Annotated in this window: 19 protein-coding genes; 9 read left to right on the plus strand and 10 right to left on the minus strand. The window is 41.9% G+C overall.

Annotation, left to right across the window (positions count from 1 at the left end; all coding sequences use genetic code 11):
• The first annotated feature begins 7 nt into the window (after positions 1-7).
• Positions 8-1501 carry a family 43 glycosylhydrolase gene (locus ACFFGT_RS15355; RefSeq protein WP_377023415.1) on the plus strand — a complete coding sequence of 498 codons (1494 nt, stop codon included), beginning with the start codon at positions 8-10 and terminating at the stop codon, positions 1499-1501.
• A 465-nt stretch (positions 1502-1966) separates the two neighbouring features.
• Here the strand turns inward: ACFFGT_RS15355 and ACFFGT_RS15360 are convergent, their stop codons facing one another.
• The 4 genes from ACFFGT_RS15360 to ACFFGT_RS15375 all read right to left on the minus strand — a co-directional run bounded on the left by ACFFGT_RS15360 (position 1967) and on the right by ACFFGT_RS15375 (position 5419).
• Positions 1967-2512 carry a YbhB/YbcL family Raf kinase inhibitor-like protein gene (locus ACFFGT_RS15360; RefSeq protein ID WP_377023416.1) on the minus strand — a complete coding sequence of 182 codons (546 nt, stop codon included), beginning with the start codon at positions 2510-2512 and terminating at the stop codon, positions 1967-1969.
• 85 nt (positions 2513-2597) lie between these two features.
• Positions 2598-3464 carry a helix-turn-helix domain-containing protein gene (locus ACFFGT_RS15365; RefSeq protein WP_377023417.1) on the minus strand — a complete coding sequence of 289 codons (867 nt, stop codon included), beginning with the start codon at positions 3462-3464 and terminating at the stop codon, positions 2598-2600.
• Positions 3465-3774: 310 nt separating this feature from the next.
• Positions 3775-4566: an alpha/beta hydrolase gene (locus tag ACFFGT_RS15370; RefSeq protein WP_377023418.1), complete on the minus strand. Its 792-nt coding sequence runs from the start codon at positions 4564-4566 to the stop codon at positions 3775-3777.
• Between the two features lie 178 nt (positions 4567-4744).
• Positions 4745-5419: an NAD-dependent epimerase/dehydratase family protein gene (locus tag ACFFGT_RS15375; RefSeq protein ID WP_377023419.1), complete on the minus strand. Its 675-nt coding sequence runs from the start codon at positions 5417-5419 to the stop codon at positions 4745-4747.
• A 141-nt stretch (positions 5420-5560) separates the two neighbouring features.
• Here ACFFGT_RS15375 and ACFFGT_RS15380 point away from each other — a divergent pair, with 141 nt between their 5' ends.
• The 3 genes from ACFFGT_RS15380 (at position 5561) to ACFFGT_RS32910 (ending at position 10117) form a co-directional block, all read left to right on the plus strand.
• Complete coding sequence (locus ACFFGT_RS15380; protein WP_377023420.1) at positions 5561-8074, plus strand: AsmA-like C-terminal region-containing protein; 2514 nt, start codon at positions 5561-5563, stop codon at positions 8072-8074.
• Between the two features lie 328 nt (positions 8075-8402).
• Complete coding sequence (locus ACFFGT_RS15385; RefSeq protein ID WP_090528912.1) at positions 8403-9263, plus strand: sigma-70 family RNA polymerase sigma factor; 861 nt, start codon at positions 8403-8405, stop codon at positions 9261-9263.
• 509 nt (positions 9264-9772) lie between these two features.
• Positions 9773-10117, plus strand: coding sequence for a DUF6438 domain-containing protein (locus ACFFGT_RS32910; protein ID WP_446686299.1), 345 nt, complete (start codon positions 9773-9775; stop codon positions 10115-10117).
• 26 nt (positions 10118-10143) lie between these two features.
• Here ACFFGT_RS32910 and ACFFGT_RS15390 read toward each other — a convergent pair whose 3' ends face one another.
• Together ACFFGT_RS15390 and carA are read right to left on the minus strand one after the other, a co-directional pair.
• Complete coding sequence (locus tag ACFFGT_RS15390; protein ID WP_377023421.1) at positions 10144-10617, minus strand: helix-hairpin-helix domain-containing protein; 474 nt, start codon at positions 10615-10617, stop codon at positions 10144-10146.
• Between the two features lie 121 nt (positions 10618-10738).
• Positions 10739-11839, minus strand: a complete 1101-nt coding sequence (gene carA / locus ACFFGT_RS15395; RefSeq protein ID WP_377023422.1) for a glutamine-hydrolyzing carbamoyl-phosphate synthase small subunit — start codon at positions 11837-11839, stop codon at positions 10739-10741.
• A 300-nt stretch (positions 11840-12139) separates the two neighbouring features.
• Between carA and panB the strand changes: the two genes are divergently transcribed.
• Together panB and ACFFGT_RS15405 are read left to right on the plus strand one after the other, a co-directional pair.
• Positions 12140-12955: a 3-methyl-2-oxobutanoate hydroxymethyltransferase gene (panB, locus tag ACFFGT_RS15400; RefSeq protein WP_377023423.1), complete on the plus strand. Its 816-nt coding sequence runs from the start codon at positions 12140-12142 to the stop codon at positions 12953-12955.
• Between the two features lie 146 nt (positions 12956-13101).
• A complete protein-coding gene (locus ACFFGT_RS15405; RefSeq protein WP_377023424.1) occupies positions 13102-13827 on the plus strand; it encodes an RluA family pseudouridine synthase in 726 nt (241 codons plus the stop codon).
• Positions 13828-13855: 28 nt separating this feature from the next.
• On the opposite strand, the gene ACFFGT_RS15410 is transcribed toward ACFFGT_RS15405, so the two are convergent.
• From ACFFGT_RS15410 to yiaK, 3 genes are read right to left on the minus strand one after another with little or no spacing between them, the layout of a single operon-like run.
• Positions 13856-14314 (minus strand): type II toxin-antitoxin system VapC family toxin, encoded by a 459-nt coding sequence (locus ACFFGT_RS15410; RefSeq protein WP_377023425.1) that lies wholly within the window; start codon positions 14312-14314, stop codon positions 13856-13858.
• Entirely contained in the window at positions 14314-14532 is a 219-nt protein-coding gene (locus tag ACFFGT_RS15415) for a hypothetical protein (protein WP_377023426.1), read from the minus strand. The genes ACFFGT_RS15410 and ACFFGT_RS15415 overlap by 1 nt, the downstream gene beginning before the upstream one ends.
• Positions 14533-14587: 55 nt before the next feature.
• Positions 14588-15571 (minus strand): 3-dehydro-L-gulonate 2-dehydrogenase, encoded by a 984-nt coding sequence (gene yiaK, locus ACFFGT_RS15420; RefSeq protein ID WP_377023427.1) that lies wholly within the window; start codon positions 15569-15571, stop codon positions 14588-14590.
• An 89-nt stretch (positions 15572-15660) separates the two neighbouring features.
• Here yiaK and ACFFGT_RS15425 point away from each other — a divergent pair, with 89 nt between their 5' ends.
• From ACFFGT_RS15425 to ACFFGT_RS15435, 3 genes are all read left to right on the plus strand, one after another.
• The gene (locus ACFFGT_RS15425; protein ID WP_377023428.1) at positions 15661-16167 is read left to right on the plus strand and encodes a lipocalin family protein; all 507 of its coding nucleotides are present in this window, start codon (positions 15661-15663) and stop codon (positions 16165-16167) included.
• A gap of 114 nt (positions 16168-16281) precedes the next feature.
• A complete protein-coding gene (gene purN, locus ACFFGT_RS15430; RefSeq protein WP_377023429.1) occupies positions 16282-16860 on the plus strand; it encodes a phosphoribosylglycinamide formyltransferase in 579 nt (192 codons plus the stop codon).
• A gap of 66 nt (positions 16861-16926) precedes the next feature.
• Entirely contained in the window at positions 16927-17295 is a 369-nt protein-coding gene (locus ACFFGT_RS15435; RefSeq protein ID WP_377023430.1) for a hypothetical protein, read from the plus strand.
• Here ACFFGT_RS15435 and ACFFGT_RS15440 read toward each other — a convergent pair.
• Positions 17292-17477, minus strand: coding sequence for a hypothetical protein (locus ACFFGT_RS15440; protein WP_377023431.1), 186 nt, complete (start codon positions 17475-17477; stop codon positions 17292-17294). The genes ACFFGT_RS15435 and ACFFGT_RS15440 overlap by 4 nt on opposite strands.
• Positions 17478-17534: the final 57 nt, after the last annotated feature.

Consider the following 17534-nt stretch of genomic DNA (forward strand, 5'->3'; position numbering starts at 1 on the left):
AACACCAATGAAAAAACTTATCCTGCTTAGCCTGTTGGCTATTATTTTCACTGCCCGGTTTGCATCGGCACAAAGCATTAAAAATTTTGGCAACAACGGCAGGCAGATAACCAAATTTGATAACCTGGGCAATGCGGTTGACGCTCATGACGGCGAAATAGCACTGTTTAACGGTGTGTACTACCTGTACGGCACCAGTTACGATTGCGGTTTTGAATGGGGAAATAAAACAGCCCCGTTTTGCGGCTTTAAAACCTACTCGTCAACCGACTTGCAACACTGGACCGACAGGGGCTTTATGTTTGATGCTAAAACACCTGTTTGGCAAAGCCGATGTGACGGTAAAACTTATGGCTGCTTTCGCCCGCATGTTATCTACAATAAAAAAACAAAACGCTATGTACTGTGGATCAACGTTTATGACAACCGGGTAGGCTACCGGGTATTTACAAGCAAAACCCCGGTTGGCCCTTTCGCCGAAGTTAAAGAACCAACCCTGGCCGTAAACAGCGAAATGCCAGTTGCAGGCTTAAACAATGGAGATCACGATACTTTTGTTGACGATGACGGCACAGCCTATTTAGCCTATACCGACTGGCGCACCAAAGGCAGCATCGTGATTGAAAAACTAAGTGCCGACTATTTAACCGGCACCGGGCAGCATGTAAAATCCATTACCACGGGCAATACCGAAGCACCTGCCCTTTTCAAGCGCAAAGGCAAATATTACCTCATTTACTCCGACCCTAATTGCGGTTACTGTTCGGGTACAGGTACATCTTATCGTACCGCATCGTCGCCTTTAGGGCCATGGTCGGCAGGAATAAAGATCAGTGATAACTCCTGCGGCGGGCAGCCATCGTTTGTATCAACCATTAAACTAAACTCAGAAACTATTTTCCTTTTTGGCAGTGACTTGTGGAATAACGCTGCAAAAAATGAAGCGCTTGCCAATTTTTACTGGGCACCGCTAACCTTTGCAGCCGATGGTTCCATCAACCCGATGAAATGTGAGCAAACAGCCAATTTTACCAAAAAACAAAGCCCCAGTAAACCAATCGAAGATTTTACAACCGGCTGTGATATCGGTAAAAATATTCAGCGCTCGCAAACATTCACGGCAAGCAAAAGCGGTACTTTGACAAAGATTAGCTTTACTACTTTTCAAACCGGCTATCCTGATGCCGGGCTTTCTGTTGAGGTATTTGAGCTTGGCAATACCGGGCAGCCAACGGGTAGCGCTTTGGCTTCTGTTACTTTGCCTGTTGATTCTATTTCATGGTCGGCCAGGAACGCCATCGTCAATCCAAACATCCCTGTAACTGCTGGTAAGCGATATGCCGTTGTCATCAAATCGGCTGCGACAAAGGGATGCTATGGTTTTGCTTACAGTGATATTTTAACCGATCCAACTGATGTTTCATTGATAAGTAATGACAACGGGGCAAGTTTTTCGGCAGAGAAAAACAGGGTGCTTAAACTGAATATTTTAATCAAATAGTTTAAGCACCGGTTATAAGCCGAAGGAATAAAAAAGTGCGGGACTGTGCGATTCCCCTCTTGAGAGGGGTGGAGGGGTGTGTTTATACTTTGATAAGCATGTAGAAGAAACACACCCCTGCAACCACACATTCCATCGCGCCCCCTCTCAAGCTACTGTGTGTACATATTTTGGGGATATTAACAATCAATAAAACAAATTGTCATTTCGACGAACCTGTTGGGGAATTGTGAGTTGAAGGTGAGGAGAAACTATCTCTTGAGCGATAGCGAAAAATCTTATACGTCCTGTTTCAAACATAGTAAATAATATATATCGTATAAGATTTCTCACCCTTGCCCCCCTCTATTTTCCACCTCCAAGGGTTCGAAATGACATTTTCTTTTATTTAAAAAAGATGTGTACACACAGTAGCCTCTCAAGAGGGGAATTTAAAACTTAATTACTTGCGTACCATCTGTTCGGTCATCTTTTAAAATAAACCATCAATGAGGCTTTGGCCAATAATTGTTTACCCAGCATAAAACCCGTTAAAGCTGCTGTTGAAGCCTGTGTTGTACCCAGTTTAGCTGTTTTTAAAGCGTAAACGGTAATCAAATAACGATGATCGCCTTCGCCAGCACCGGGACATGGGCCCTGGTAACCGGGAATACCAACATCGTTAATGCTTTGCAGGCTGCCTTGCGGGGCTATGCCGCTTTTTACGTCGCCGGCACCTTGTTTTAATTCATGAACATTTGCCGGGATATCTACAATAACCCAGTGCCAAAAACCACTACCCGTTGGCGCATCAGCATCATACATGGTAACCGCAAAACTTTGGGTTCCTTCGGGTGCGTTAATCCAGCTCAATTGCGGCGATTTATTACCGCCGCTGCAGCCAAAATTACCGGCAACAAATTCATTGCTGAACTGCCCGCCAAGGTCAGCGCTTTTTAAGGTAAACGTTTGCGAACATGCAGCCTTAGCTATCAAAAGGCTGATCAATAAAGAGAAAATCATTTTCATCATAAACAGTATTTAATTACCTTACAAAGGTGGCTTTGTGGGTATTTATACTGTTATTGCAAACGGTTCAATTAGTAGTGCAGGCGGCTCAAACTGCAACATGCTGACCGTAAGCCGCCGGAGTTACGCCGAACTTTTTCTTAAAAGCGGTATTAAAATTCGACAGGTTTTCATAACCGTAAGTATTATACAACTCACTTGCTTTCTTGCCCTTTTTCAATTCGGCACAGGCCGATTCCAGCTTCCTCTCGCGGATATATTTTTGAGGGGATAGGCCGTAAGCCTTTTCAAAATCACGCTTGAATGACGACAAGCTGCGATTAGCCAGGAAAGCCAGTTCGTCAAGCGTTAGATTATTGAACAGGTTATTTTCGACCAGTTTTTGCAGCGATAAACCGGCAGCCTCATGCCCGTCGCCAAACAAAGCGATTAATTGCGCAGGGTATAGCTCATAAATAATGAGTAATAATTCTTCCAGTTTATGCAGCGCTACAGGATATGAAAGCTGCTGACCGCCATCAACTAAGGCCCTAACTCCTCGTAGATATTCGTTAAGATATGCTGTGTTTGAAAAGAGCACATAAGGCGGTGCGTCTGCAAATGTATTTTTTTTGCTAATGGCATGTTTTGTAAAAAAATCGGTTATCAGCCTCTGCGGAAAAAAGATAATAAAACTGCTGTATAACTCATCTCTTGAAGTCCCCTTTACCACATGCTCGGCAATGAGGGTATTACCTTCGGGAATAAGTAAACCCTGGCCGGGCCTGATGATGGTACAATCGGCATGGCGGTACAGTTCCTTTTGCCCGTTAAGCACAAAGCTAATGGCGCACTGATTAAAAATCACCTGTTTTTTGAACAGGTCGCCGCGCTCCCGGTAGTATACAAAAGAGATGTCGCCGGCTTTAATTTGCGGTTTGTCTTTAACGGCTTCGGGTACGGTGATAGCTTCCATTTGATGATTGTCAGGGGTAAAACTATAGGTGTTCGGAAGATGAAGATCGGTTGAAAATGTTGGTTAAAAAAGCTATGTCATTGCGAGGAGCGGCATGGGCAAAAGCACCTGGGGCGACGCGGCAATCCCGTAGCTATACAGGGCGGATATGCATTGGCTACGAGATTGCCGCGCTACGCTCGCAATGACATATTTTTTTCAGAGATGATTTCATCTTCCAAACAGCTATGCAGTAAAACTAACAATTATCCAATAAAAAAAGCGGAACGGCCAATCGCCGGTTCCGCTTAAAACTGTAACAAAAACTATTTTACTTAACGCTGTTTGCCGCCTCGATAATAACTTTGGCAACAGCCTCGGGCTGCGAAATGAAGATCACGTGGCTGCCTTTAATTTCGGTTATTTTAGCACCGGCACGTTTGTACATGGTACGCTCAACATCAGGCACAATGCTTTTATCTTCGGTGGCAACTATGCCATAACTTGGTTTAGTTTTCCATGCGGCTTCGGCAACCGGGGTTATAAAACACTGAACAGAGGTTGGGCCCTGCGATGCAAACATAAAGTCGGCTTCGGCCTTGCTCAAATCACCGGCAAAACCACCATGAAATTTAGCTTTATCATAGTAAACATAGCCTTTATCGTCCGGCGGCAAAATTCCGTTTTCAGGTGCCGGAGGTGCCGACTGCACCCACTTTATGGTATTCTCCCCTTTGTCTGGTGCAAAAGCGGCAATGTAAACCAATGCTACTACTTTTGAATTATTCCCGGCTTCGGTAATTACCGTACCGCCATAAGAGTGGCCAACCAAAACCGTAGGGCCATCCTGTTTATCAAGGATCCGGTTTGCCGCATCAACATCGTCCTTAAGCGAGGTTAACGGATTTTGAACCACAGTAACATTGTAACCCTTTTTAGTAAGGATGTTGTACAGGGCTTGAAAGCCCGAACCATCGGCAAAGGCGCCATGCACTAATACAATGTTTTTGACAGGTGTACCCTGGGCATCTGCATTGGGAGTAAAGGCAAATAAGCTGGCTGATAAAATAGCTGCTGCAACTAAATATCTATTCAGGCAGGCTTTAAGTGATTTGGTTTTCATTGGTTTTCGGAGTTTAGTTTTCATAAAAGATGATGATGTTAAGTATAACAGCAATTATCCAAACACCATTCCAAAAACACAACAAACTAACAATCAAACAGATAAATTAAAATCACCAATTACCAGTAACGATATATCGGATTTACATCGTGACACTATCCGTATATCATAACCCACCCTATTCCTTCGCCATCGCAACAATATCCTTTCCGTCCAGGATCCAGCGGCCGGTACCGCGGTTCACCGTATTGATCATGGCTTTGCCAACTTCCTCCAGCGTAATAAAACCTTTAGGGTAAATAAGACGGCCGATGGGGTACATCCAGCTGATATATTTATAAAACGACAGCGTATTTTTTGCACCCTTAAAACTTTTCATAAAACCCGGCCTGAAGTTAAACACCTGTTTAAAGGGCAGCTTCATCAAATCATTCTCGGTTTTACCTTTTACCCTGGCCCACATGCTGCGGCCTTTTTCTGTACTGTCGGTACCGCCGCCCGATACATAACAAAAGGTCATATCGGGGTTGATGCGGCTCAGGATCTCGGCCACGTGCATGGTAAGCAGGTAAGTTACTTTATAGTAAGCTTCTTCGCTCATCCCCACCGACGAAACCCCTAAACAAAAAAAGCAGGCATCATAACCATCCAGCTGATCCTGAATGGATGTCAGGTTAAAAAAATCAGCATGAATAATTTCCTTTAGTTTAGGGTGCGTTACGCCGCAGGGTTTGCGGTTAATAACCAATACTGCCTCAACCTTATCGCTCAATAAACACTGATGCAGCACGCCCTCGCCTACCATGCCGGTAGCGCCTGTTATAATTGCCTTTATTTTATTAGTTGTTTCCATGATACTGATGTAGCCGATTATACATTAAAAATATTGTATCTTATTGCAGATTTATTTACCTATTCTTATACCGTGTGTTAATTATATGTTACAATACAAACAATTATATAACCATAACGCTTTAACTATAAATTAGTTGAAATGCCAAGATGGTTAAAGATAACCTTAAAGATCGCCGCTGCGCTCGTGGGTTTAATTATAATTCTGTTTATTGCCCTTACCGTTTATGTTAATAATAATAAACAGAAGGTGCTTGCTATGATCACCACCGAGCTTAATAAAAACCTGAACGGCACCTTAACTATCGGCACTATCGATCCAACATTATTTAAAGGTTTCCCGGGTGTATCTGTTGAGCTGAAAGATGTAGTATTGAAAGATGACCGCTGGGCCCAACATCATCACACATTACTCACCGCCAAAGATCTTGTAGTTTCAGTAAATGCCTCGGCCCTTTTAAAAGGCGAGGTGGTGATCAATAAGATTGATATCGACAATGCTGATATCGACCTTTTTACCGATAGCACCGGCTACAGCAATACATCGATATTTAAAACAAAACCCAAGGTTGAAAAAGGCCCGAAAGAAAAACAAACCAGCTCATCAACACAGATAAAAAGGTTTTCGTTAAACAAGGTAAACTTTGTAGTTGACGACCGCCATGCTTACAAACTGTTCAAATTTGCTGTTAATGAGATCCGGGGGCGCATGGATTATCCCGGCAAGGGATGGAATGCAGATATTGATCTGAATACGATGGCAAACAGCTTTTCCTTTAACACCAGAAAGGGAAGCTTCATGAAAAACAGGCTTTTAAAGGGACATTTTGATATCAGCTATGATGATAATTCGCAGGTTATCAATGTGGCACCTAATAATTTAAATATAGGCGATGACGCTTTTAACGTTGCCGCTAAATTTGACCTTAAAAAGCCCGAAACCCCGTTTACCATCAACTTAAAGGTTAATGATATTTTGTGGAGCAGTGCCGCCAACCTGCTGGCGGCCAACATCACTAAAAGCCTCAAAATGTTCGACCTGCAGAAACCTATCGACGTTACCTGCGACCTGAATGGAAGTTTTGGCGGCAGCGGCGATCCGTTAATTTACGTTACGGCTAAGGTAAAGAACAATGTATTGAAAGCCCAGGGGGGCACTATTGAAAATTGCAGTTTCAAAGGAGTATTCAGTAATAATTACATTAACGGCAAGGGTTTAAATGATGAAAATTCGGTAATAAAGCTCTACCATTTTAACGGCAGCTATAAGGATATTCCTTTTACTATTGATACTGCATTTATCAATGACCTGAATACACCCGTTGCTACGGGGATCTTCCGCTCGCGTTTTCCGGTTACTAAACTTAATTCAGTCATTGGCGATGAGAGTTTAAGATTTACTAAAGGGATTGCTGATCTCAAACTGGCTTATAAAGCTGATATAGTAAACTTTAAATTCACCAAACCGATGATAACCGGTAATGTGGATATCAAAAATGCCGATGTTAATTACATACCGCGTGGTTTAGTATTTAAAAACAATTCCATCGCACTGAAGTTTACCGAAAAAGATCTTTACATCAACAATATCCGCCTGCAAAACGGCAGCAGTATAGTTAACATGCAGGGAAAAGTGAGTAATTTTTTAAATTCGTATTATAACGACCCCGAAAAGATCCTGATAGTTTGGCAGATTACCAGTCCGGAGATTCGCCTGGGCGAGTTTTTGGGCTTCCTGAACAGCCGCGGGGGAGGCGGAGAAAGTAGCGCAAGTACTTATAAAAACAGCAGGGCTGCAAAAGCCAGGGTTACCAGTCAGCTCAATACAGCTTTTGATAAGGGGCAGGCTGAACTGCATATCCGCGTAGCAAAGCTATACTATAAAAAGTTTTTAGCTACCGATGTCACAGCCGATATTTTGCTGGCCGATAACTCTATGAAAGTACGCAACGTAAACCTTAAAAGCGCAGGCGGCTCACTAAAAATGGCCGGGCTGATATTGCAGGGGCCTACCAATAACTTTGCCATCAGCACAACCATTGATAATGTGAATACTAATACGTTTTTCGCATCGTTTAATAACTTCGGGCTTAAGGATTTCACCAGCGATAACCTGCGGGGCTTTCTTTCGGCAAAGGCTGATATTAAGGGGGGCATCAATAATGCAGGGAACCTGGTACCCAAATCAATAAGGGGTACCGCAATAGTTAATTTAAAAGAGGGTGCGCTGGTTAATTTTTCGCCGATAAAAAGTGTGGGTAAATTTGCCTTCCCGTTTCGCAATCTGGATAACATAACCTTCGGCGATTTGAAGGCACAGTTTGATATCAACGGCGATCAGATCAAAATAGCCCCGATGCAAATTAACTCCAGTGTGCTGAACATGGATGTGGAGGGGGTTTATTCCTTATCGCGAGGCACTAACATTGCCCTTGATGTGCCATTACGCAACCCGAAAAACGACAACAAAATAGCCGACGACGGCGAGCGTAACAAAAAACGCATGAAAGGCATTGTATTACACATACTTGCGACCGATGGCGACGATGGAAAAATAAAGATCAAATGGAATAAGAACCATAAAAAAACAAAAACAGACGATGATGACCAGAAGACAGATGACAGCCAGCAAACACCCGAACCTAAACAAGATTAATTTACCTTAAAAAAATATTCAATTAACCGTTGTTCATGGTGTTTAAATGACACTATAATAGCAAATAAATACTTACCTTTGTGCCGTTCATTATAGGGTAATATGTTGATTAAACATTTATTGGTTAACACATTATTTAAAAACTTTTAAACCGCTCGCTCCTTACAGCAATAATATCAGTAGCAAACCCTCGTTTTAACAAATACTATCCCGGGTTCACAAAAAAAGAAGGAAGCAAAGTTTAATGTAATCTGTTTTTACCCCGGTTGTTTAACCCGGCAAATGTATCTTATTGAACTGTTTTTAGCTTAATAATCCGTATTAAAAAATGAGACAACTTAAAATATCCCAATCAATCACCAACCGTGAATCAGCATCGCTCGAAAAATACCTGCACGATATCGGCAAGGTAGATTTGATCACTGCTGAGGAGGAAGTGATACTGGCGCAAAAGATCCGTGAGGGCGACCAGGTAGCGTTAGAGCGTTTGACAAAAACAAACCTTCGCTTTGTGGTATCGGTTGCTAAGCAGTACCAAAACCAGGGCCTTACCCTGGGCGACTTAATAAACGAAGGAAACCTTGGTTTAATTAAAGCGGCCAAACGCTTTGACGAAACCAAAGGCTTTAAATTTATTTCATATGCCGTATGGTGGATCCGTCAGTCAATTCTGTCGGCCATTGCCGAGCAATCGCGTATTGTGCGTTTACCTTTGAACCAGATTGGCTCATTGAGCAAAATTCACAAAGCAGCTTCAAAACTGGAGCAGGAATTTGAAAGACAGCCAACACCCGAAGAACTTGCAGACAACCTGGAAATTTCGGTTGATAAAATTGCCGATTCGATGAATAATGCAGGTCGCCAGATTTCAATGGACGCACCTTTTATCCAGGGTGAAGAAAACACCTTACTTGATGTATTGGCCAGCTCTGATGCTGCAACCGATACCGAAGTAATGGCTGATTCACTATCACAGGAAATTAAACGTTCGTTAGGCATTTTGGCCGAACGCGACCGTGAAGTACTGATGTTATTTTTTGGCCTTGGTGGCCATGCGCCTCACTCGTTAGAGGAAATAGGTGAGAAATTTGATTTAACCCGCGAGCGCGTTCGCCAGTTGAAAGACAAGGCTTTGATGCGTTTACGTCACAATTCAAAATCAAACCTGTTGCAATCATACTTAAACTAATCCAGGATATATCCGCCTGAGTTTTTATACCAAAAACGCGAATGAGTAAATTGTTCGCGTTTTTTTGTGGAATAAAGTCATGTCATTGCGAGACACGAAGCAATCGCACGGAAGCACAGCCGTTCTGTATAGTATGCGATTGCTTCGTCGTTCCTCCTCCTTTGCCGTTGTTGATGTTGTCACCAACAACTCTACTCCATACATTTACAACATTACATAAGCAATAAGGATCAACGTAATAAATATGAATTTACGAGGTTAAAAGAGCATTAGGAATTGTTGATGACAACACCAACAATGGTGGAGTACCTTATTTATGGTTGATATCACGAATCACAGACGGAAAGCTTAATCAAGCTGTTAGTCATCATCTGCTAATTATCCATATATTTAAGTGACTCTTTTAAGTCCTCGATTTAATGAAATATAAATTACTCCTGCTAATATTTTTTTGCTTTAGCATCCAGCGGTGCAGCATGAATAACGTAAATTCAATATCGAAAATCGAGATGCATCTGAGTCCACTGGGGGTAGAATCTGATAATTCCCCTGACATAACCGTACTTATAGATTTAAAACGCAACTTGGGTAGTTGCAAAAAATTCTATTATAATCCAAAGTATCAGGATTCAACTTACTCACTAAGTAAAAGTGAAATAAATTCAATTAAATCATTATTAAATGATTCCGATTTTAAAAATTTAAAAAGCGAGTATTCAGTTGATATATCGGATCAGCCTACATCAACAACAAAAATTTACACTGATAAAAAGACTTTTGTAATTCGGGATTATGGGTTAAAAGGTGAATATCCTTTACAAAAGCTATATAAAATAGTCTACAAAATTAATTAGAACATGAAGAGGACACACCCTAAAAATCACTTTTTGTATTGAGGCAATTCATACCATGCTTTGGTTGGCCTGTTTTCCGGGAAACCGTGTTGCCCCCGATATGCCTTACGTTCGGCGGTAAAATGCCACCAGCTTTTACCGGTGTCGCCGTGTTTGATATAGTGGGCCAATAAGCGGTATGAATCCTCCACGCAGGGATCGGCCCATGCACCAACATGTCTTTCAAATGCATTAAACAGTTCTACCGGGTCTTTACCCTCCAGTTGTTTCAGCGAATAATAACCCTGCTGTATCAACTCAGTTGCAAAATTAATCCCTAACGACGGAATACTTTGAAATTCAATAAGCGCATTGATCTCTTTTGCCCGTTTGGTATCTGCATTTAAGATCATTGCAATTTCATCAGGAGCGAAACCGGTCAGATCTGCTATTTTAGTTTTTTGAGCCCGGAGAATAGCTTTCTCTTCTGCTGTTAAAAGCAGGTTAATTGATTTCTTCATAATTCAGGCAGGTATACAACTAAGTTAGGAAGGAATGACGAGAAATAAAAAAGCCTTCCAAACTAAATTGAAAGGCTTTCGAACATCTGCACATTTAAAATCTGCACATCTGTAATCAATATTATTTCATCAGTTTGATAAAGTCATCAAACAAATACCTTGAATCATGCGGGCCAGGTGACGATTCCGGGTGATATTGTACCGAGAAGGCTTTTTTACCTTTTACACGGATCCCTTCAATCGACTGGTCGTTCAGGTTAACGTGGGTAATTTCCACTTTGTCCGAAGCACGAACAGCGTCCGGCACTACGCCAAAACCGTGGTTTTGTGAAGTAACTTCGCAATGGTTAATGATAATATTTTTTACCGGGTGGTTTAAGCCGCGGTGTCCGTTAAACATTTTTTGGGTTGGGATATCGTTAGCTAAAGCCAGCAGCTGGTGGCCTAAACAAATGCCGAACATCGGTTTATCGGCAGCTAAAATTTCCTTTACAGTTTCAACCGCATAAGGCATGGCTGATGGATCACCGGGGCCGTTTGAGATAAAATAGCCTGTTGGGGCAAAATCCTTTTCCATTTCGGCATAGGTTGTTTTTGCCGGGAACACTTTGGCGTAAACCTCGCGCGAATCAAAATTGCGAAGGATGTTTTTCTTTACACCAAGGTCAAGCACTGCTACACGGTAAGGTGCTGCCTCATCACCAAAGGTATAAGTTTCGGTAGTTGATACCTGCGATGAAAGCTCAAGGCCATCCATTGAAGGCACCAGGTCAAGCTTCGCTTTCAATTCATCCAGGTCCAATATTTCTGATGAAATGATGGCATTCATAGCTCCCTTATCACGAATGTGACGAACAAGCTGGCGGGTATCAATATCAGAGATCCCTACTATGTTTTGCTCCTGGAAATAATCCTGTATCGATTCATTAGCCTGTTTACGGCTGTAGGCGATGTTATAATTTTTACAAACCAGGCCTGCAATCTGGATCCTGCCCGATTCCACTTCCTCATTGGCAATACCATAGTTACCAATATGCGCATTGGTGGTTACCATAATTTGCCCAAAATATGAAGGGTCGGTAAAAATTTCCTGGTAGCCGGTCATCCCGGTATTAAAACAAATCTCGCCGGTGGTAGTACCCATTTTGCCCGCAGCTTTGCCGTAAAAAACGGTGCCGTCGGCAAGCAGCAATATAGCCGGTAATTTGGTTAAATAGTTCATCGCTTAAAAAAATTGAAAGGGTTAAATGATCGGATCGCCTGGTTCAAAGCCCCGTGAAAACTGATAGAAATAATGAAGTAAGGAACTTCCGGATTCACGGCGCAAAAGTAGAAAATAATTTCGGATTTCGAATATGGGATTTCGGATTATTTTTTGATTTCGGATATTCGGATGTGGAATTTCGGAATTATTCAAAGTGTAATCCTTAAGCAAATCAAAAATAGAAAAATCCGAAATCGAACATTCGAAATCCGAAATCAAAATAATCCTACCTTTGCATCGCCGATAAAACATTTATCAATGTCTGTAAATAAAGAAATAAAGCGTATCACCACCAATACCATCCAGGAGATGAAGGTTCGTGGCGAAAAGATCTCTATGCTTACCGCATATGACTATTCAATGGCTACTATAGTAGACGAAGCCGGAACGGACATCATCCTTGTTGGCGATTCGGCCTCCAATGTGATGGCCGGTCACGAAACTACGCTGCCTATCACGCTCGACCAGATGATCTATCATGCATCATCTGTAGTACGTGCAGCTAAGAGAGCATTGGTAGTTGTCGATCTGCCTTTTGGATCATACCAGGGCAACTCAAAGGAAGCGCTGAACTCGGCCATCCGCATTATGAAGGAAGCCGGGGCACATGCCGTCAAAATTGAAGGAGGCGTTGAAATAGCCGAATCGGTTAGTCGCATTTTAACGGCCGGGATCCCGGTAATGGGGCACCTTGGCCTTACACCGCAATCAATATATAAGTTTGGAACATACACCGTGCGCGCCAAACATGAAGCCGAAGCACAAAAACTGCGTGAAGATGCCCTTAAGCTGCAGGAGCTGGGCTGCTTTGGCATTGTACTGGAAAAGATCCCCGCTAAACTGGCCCAGGAAGTGTCCGGCAGCCTGCAAATCCCCACAATAGGTATCGGCGCTGGTCAGCATTGCGACGGACAGGTTTTGGTGATCCACGATATGCTGGGGATAAACAAAGGCTTTAAGCCACGCTTTTTACGCCAGTACTCCAACATGTATGATATTATGCACGACGCAATCAAAAATTACAACAGCGACGTAAAAAGCAATAGCTTCCCTAACGAGAAGGAACAGTATTAATGTGCAGATTATAGATGTTATAGATGTGCAGATTTCAGATGATAAATAAATTGGAATTGGCACATCTATAATCCAAAAATAAAGATGCATGATTTGCAAATCAAAAATTAAATCCGAAATCGAGCATCCGAAATTCGAAATAAAAAATGGCCCGTCCTGAATTTAATTATAATAGTACCGATATTACCGATAAGGATGTTCTTTATGAGGACAATCACCTTATTGGCATAAATAAGCGCGCGGGCGATATTGTACAGGTTGATGAAACAGGCGATGAACCGCTTGATGAAAAGGTAAAAAAATACATCGCACAAAAATACAGCAAGCCAAACGGTGCGTTTTTAGGCGTGGTACACCGCCTGGACAGGCCGGTGAGCGGCGTGATCCTCTTTGCTAAAACCAGCAAAGCGCTCGACCGGATCAACAAAATGTTTAAAGCCCGCGAAATGCATAAAACCTATTATGCAGTAGTGCGCAAAAAACCATTTCCCGAAGAAGGCACCCTGGTGCACTGGCTGGTAAAAAATTCGCAAAAAAATGTAACCAAAGCCCATGACCGCGAAGTACAGGGCAGTTTACGATCAGAGTTGAGCTACAAATTGGTTGGCGAGCTAAACGGGTATTATTTAATTGAGGTTGACCCGATAACCGGTCGGCCGCACCAGATCAGGGTACAGCTTTCAACCCTTGGCTGCCCTATTGTTGGCGATAATAAATATGGTTATCCCCGCGGCAGCTTACGCAAAAGCATCTGCTTACATGCGCGCAAGTTAACTTTTATGCACCCGGTAAAAAACGAGCCGGTTGCTATTATAGCACCTGTACCACGCGATGGCTTTTGGGAAAAATTTGAGGGGATGATGGTGGGGTGATGAGTAATTTTATTACTGCTTCCTTTCCTTAAAAGAATGCTAAAAAATCAACAGGACTAATACACCTCACATCAAAAAACACATTATGGAGATGATTAAAATCTGCATCTGTTGTCACAAGCTCTAAGCTTAGAAGAGCAGCAAGCGACGCTATCCACAAATCATTCTTACCCATATTACGCGGAGTGTCAAAATCATAACCAGGAAAAGCCGGATTTGCTCTTTGTGAAAAAGCGTCAATCTCTGCATAGATGTTCACATACAGCTGATTCACCCCTATAATACTTACTTCATCTAAAAAACTATCAAGTAAAGCACGCCTATTGACACCCCAATTATTCCTAATGGCTATTGATTTAAGTTCGGCTTCCGAAACAATTGAAAGATATAACTGAGCATTGTTTGGATTGATAAATTTTATAATGCCAGCAAAGTCCTTAGCTCTTATAACATTTAAAACAATGTTAGTATCAAGTAATAAATTCATTACTTGTCCTTATCCATTTGTTTTGACAAATCACTCCACTCTTTGTCGCTGAATGGTTCAACTAAAGGTGAGTTTTGAAGAGCTTTAATTAATTTTTTTGTGCTTTTATTGGATTTTAAGCTAAAAGCTGTTGTTCCACCTGCAGCTAACACCTCTTCGGGTGAATGTGTAGGATGAATTTTAAGTGAGCCGTTATTAGTAGAAATATTATGCTTCATTGTTTTTAGCCTCTATCAAAGATAAAAAATATTTCAAATATTACTTCCAGAGCTATCACATTTCCAAAACCTTCTCCCATATTTTTTCATCAACAGGCACCCCTTCCTGTAAATTCTTCTCCCGTGTTCTGAGCATATTTTCACCGGGGTATGAAACCCGACTGCCATCAACAGGATTGCTGCTTTTGGTGTATTCGAGGATGCCGTTAATGATCTGCTCATTCTGTTCCCCTCCGGCTTTCAGGCAGATGAATACCTGCGATACGCCCCACTCCTTTTCATGTTCGCTGATCTGCATGGTTGATTTTCCGCCGCTCAATAAAGTAGCCAGCAGATCAAGCATCAGCGACAAGCCCGATCCTTTCCAAAAGCCAATTGGCAGCATCCGTTTTGACTGCAAAATGGCATTGGCATCGGTGCTTAAGTTTCCTTCGCTATCATAACCTCCTGGCAGGGGCAAAGGTTTATTCTGCGCTTTACTCTCCATCAGCTTACCTACCGAATATTGTGAGATAGCCATATCCAGCAGGATATGTCCCTCCTTACGCGGTACCGCAATAACCAGTGGATTATTACCAAGCCGCGGATCGAGCCCACCCCATGGCGGCAGGTTAGCAATAGTATTGGTAAAGCAGATGCCTATAAAACCGGCATCGGCAGCCTGCAGGCCGTAAGTACCGCCGCGCATCCAGTGATTGGTGTTTTTAATAGCAACACAGCCTATGCCGTACTTATCAGCCAGTTCAATAGCCCGCCCCATGCAAGTGCCTGCATTAATCATACCCAGACCAAAATTACCGTTCCACTGTTCAATTGCCCCAAGGCTGTTTTCCATTACAGGTTCAGCATCCGGTTTAAACAAGCCTTCCTTTACGGTTTGAACAAAAGAAGGAAAACGGTTGAGGCCATGACTATAAACACCATCCCTGCTGTTGGCGGCAAAAATAGCGGCGCATTGCCGTGCTTTTTCAACCTGCAAACCGATACTTAATAACACTCTTTCAAATTCGGCTTTAAGGTTTTGGTACGGAACACGCATAGGTTTTGAAATAAATTTAATTTATAACGTTTATTACAGTATACTGATGCAAGGTAATCAACCATATTTTATAATTTTGCCCACAATCAATGAAAAGAACTCCGCTGTTGTTTTGCCTGTTTTTAATAAGCATTGCGCTGATTGTTAACTCATGCAAGAAAGATAACTTAAGTCACATACCCGGCTTATTAGCCGGGAAATGGCAATTGGCCTCCATAATTGTTACCAATTACGTTGGCGATGCTCAAACTTCCTTAGATACTTTAAATACAACCTGCACCGATATCCAACTTTTTACTTTTAATGCGGATAATTCATGCAGCTATGTCAATTTTCAATGCAATCCCGATTCAACAATAGGCAGGTGGTCGCTTACGGCAAATAAATTATTTTTAGTTTCGGATATGGTTTGCAAGGATAGCACCAAAGCATCGGGTGGTACTTCAAAACCTTTTGAAAATACTAAAATAGTTAACTTAGGTAACTATTCGCTGGTGTTGGAAACGGGGGATGTGGAGCCCAACTATTCGGCAACAAAAAAACGACGTGTTATGCGCTACGGGTTTATCAGGCAAAAAGTAACTGCAACCCAATAGCGCAAAATATTTTAAAATTGTAAAATGGTTTTATTATAATAGTTTCAATACCAATTAAACAATCAGCCCGATGAAACTATTGTAGCTTCATCTTCGTTGAAAAACATATTATCGATGAAAAAAAGAATTGCCATTTTCGCTTCAGGTTCAGGCTCAAACGCCCAAAAGTTAATGGAGCATTTTAAACGCAATGCCGATGCCGAAGTTGTACTGATACTTACCAATAACCCGCAAGCTTACGTTTTACAGCGTGCAGATAACTTTGAAGTGCCATCGCATATTTTTAACCGCCACGAGTTTTATGAAACAGATGGAGTTATCCGCCTGCTAAAAAACTTACAGGTCGACCTGATTGTACTGGCCGGTTTTTTATGGCTTGTACCACAATCATTACTAAAAGCCTTCCCCAATAAGATCATTAACCTGCACCCTGCCCTGTTACCTAAATACGGAGGCAAAGGCATGTATGGCGATAACGTACACCGTGCGGTACTGGAAGATAAAGAAGAAGAAAGCGGTATCACCATCCACTTTGTAAACGAAAACTTTGACGAGGGCGAGATCATCCACCAGTCGAAATTTAAGATAGAACCTGGGGATACGCTTGAAATAGTGAAATTTAAAGGCCAGCAGTTGGAGCATAATCATTTTCCTAAAGTTGTAGAGGCGCTGCTAAAGAAAATGAAGAGCTGATTGTTGAGAGATTAGAGGTTGGAGGTTAGAGCAATAAATAACAAGCGATACGACTAATCCTTAATCATGTCAATTCTAAATCAATATTGCTTATCATTTGACAAGGCAGAAAAAGATAAAACGCCAGAAAAATTCAGCAATCCCACTGCTATAAGTCACCACCTAAGCGGCTACTTAATGGGCCAAAGCGTTGAATTTATAGCTGAAGATATTTTATCTGAAATAAACAAAGCCATCTCTGGAACGCCCTTTGATGAAGATGCTGGTGGATTTTTAAGCTTTCTTACCATAGGCCCCTCAGTTAGCACCTTTTCTTCTATTAACGAGGCAGACGCAGACTATTCAATCCCAACAATTGATTTAAAAGAAATACTGTCAATTTGGGTTGATTGGGTTAATCAGCATGAAATAAAAACACCCGGATTTTCCTTTTAACTATTTTGGATCGAATACTTGGCAAACGCGACTTCAAGATCGATTGCTTCATCGTAAATGCCTTTATTAACGTATTCTATCAATTCATTGTCAGTTGCTTTTCTTCCAATACCTCTTATCATATCATCAACACTCAATTCTTTTTGTGTTGATTTCAGCCCTGAAATATCCAATTCTTCCATATTCCTAAATTAAACTTTATTGTGGATAAATAATGTAATCGACGCTAATAACTAATC

Source organism: Mucilaginibacter angelicae, assembly GCF_042434235.1.
GTDB lineage: Bacteria > Bacteroidota > Bacteroidia > Sphingobacteriales > Sphingobacteriaceae > Mucilaginibacter > Mucilaginibacter angelicae.

Excerpts from the sequence above, each read along its gene's own strand:
- ACFFGT_RS15355 (WP_377023415.1), top strand. The coding sequence starts at position 8 with ATGAAAAAACTTATCCTGCTTAGCCTGTTGGCTATTATTTTCACTGCC.
- ACFFGT_RS15360 (WP_377023416.1), bottom strand. The coding sequence starts at position 2,512 with ATGATGAAAATGATTTTCTCTTTATTGATCAGCCTTTTGATAGCTAAG.
- ACFFGT_RS15365 (WP_377023417.1), bottom strand. The coding sequence starts at position 3,464 with ATGGAAGCTATCACCGTACCCGAAGCCGTTAAAGACAAACCGCAAATT.
- ACFFGT_RS15370 (WP_377023418.1), bottom strand. The coding sequence starts at position 4,566 with ATGAAAACCAAATCACTTAAAGCCTGCCTGAATAGATATTTAGTTGCA.
- ACFFGT_RS15375 (WP_377023419.1), bottom strand. The coding sequence starts at position 5,419 with ATGGAAACAACTAATAAAATAAAGGCAATTATAACAGGCGCTACCGGC.
- ACFFGT_RS15380 (WP_377023420.1), top strand. The coding sequence starts at position 5,561 with ATGCCAAGATGGTTAAAGATAACCTTAAAGATCGCCGCTGCGCTCGTG.
- ACFFGT_RS15385 (WP_090528912.1), top strand. The coding sequence starts at position 8,403 with ATGAGACAACTTAAAATATCCCAATCAATCACCAACCGTGAATCAGCA.
- ACFFGT_RS32910 (WP_446686299.1), top strand. The coding sequence starts at position 9,773 with ATGCATCTGAGTCCACTGGGGGTAGAATCTGATAATTCCCCTGACATA.
- ACFFGT_RS15390 (WP_377023421.1), bottom strand. The coding sequence starts at position 10,617 with ATGAAGAAATCAATTAACCTGCTTTTAACAGCAGAAGAGAAAGCTATT.
- carA (WP_377023422.1), bottom strand. The coding sequence starts at position 11,839 with ATGAACTATTTAACCAAATTACCGGCTATATTGCTGCTTGCCGACGGC.
- panB (WP_377023423.1), top strand. The coding sequence starts at position 12,140 with ATGTCTGTAAATAAAGAAATAAAGCGTATCACCACCAATACCATCCAG.
- ACFFGT_RS15405 (WP_377023424.1), top strand. The coding sequence starts at position 13,102 with ATGGCCCGTCCTGAATTTAATTATAATAGTACCGATATTACCGATAAG.
- ACFFGT_RS15410 (WP_377023425.1), bottom strand. The coding sequence starts at position 14,314 with ATGAATTTATTACTTGATACTAACATTGTTTTAAATGTTATAAGAGCT.
- ACFFGT_RS15415 (WP_377023426.1), bottom strand. The coding sequence starts at position 14,532 with ATGAAGCATAATATTTCTACTAATAACGGCTCACTTAAAATTCATCCT.
- yiaK (WP_377023427.1), bottom strand. The coding sequence starts at position 15,571 with ATGCGTGTTCCGTACCAAAACCTTAAAGCCGAATTTGAAAGAGTGTTA.
- ACFFGT_RS15425 (WP_377023428.1), top strand. The coding sequence starts at position 15,661 with ATGAAAAGAACTCCGCTGTTGTTTTGCCTGTTTTTAATAAGCATTGCG.
- purN (WP_377023429.1), top strand. The coding sequence starts at position 16,282 with ATGAAAAAAAGAATTGCCATTTTCGCTTCAGGTTCAGGCTCAAACGCC.
- ACFFGT_RS15435 (WP_377023430.1), top strand. The coding sequence starts at position 16,927 with ATGTCAATTCTAAATCAATATTGCTTATCATTTGACAAGGCAGAAAAA.
- ACFFGT_RS15440 (WP_377023431.1), bottom strand. The coding sequence starts at position 17,477 with ATGGAAGAATTGGATATTTCAGGGCTGAAATCAACACAAAAAGAATTG.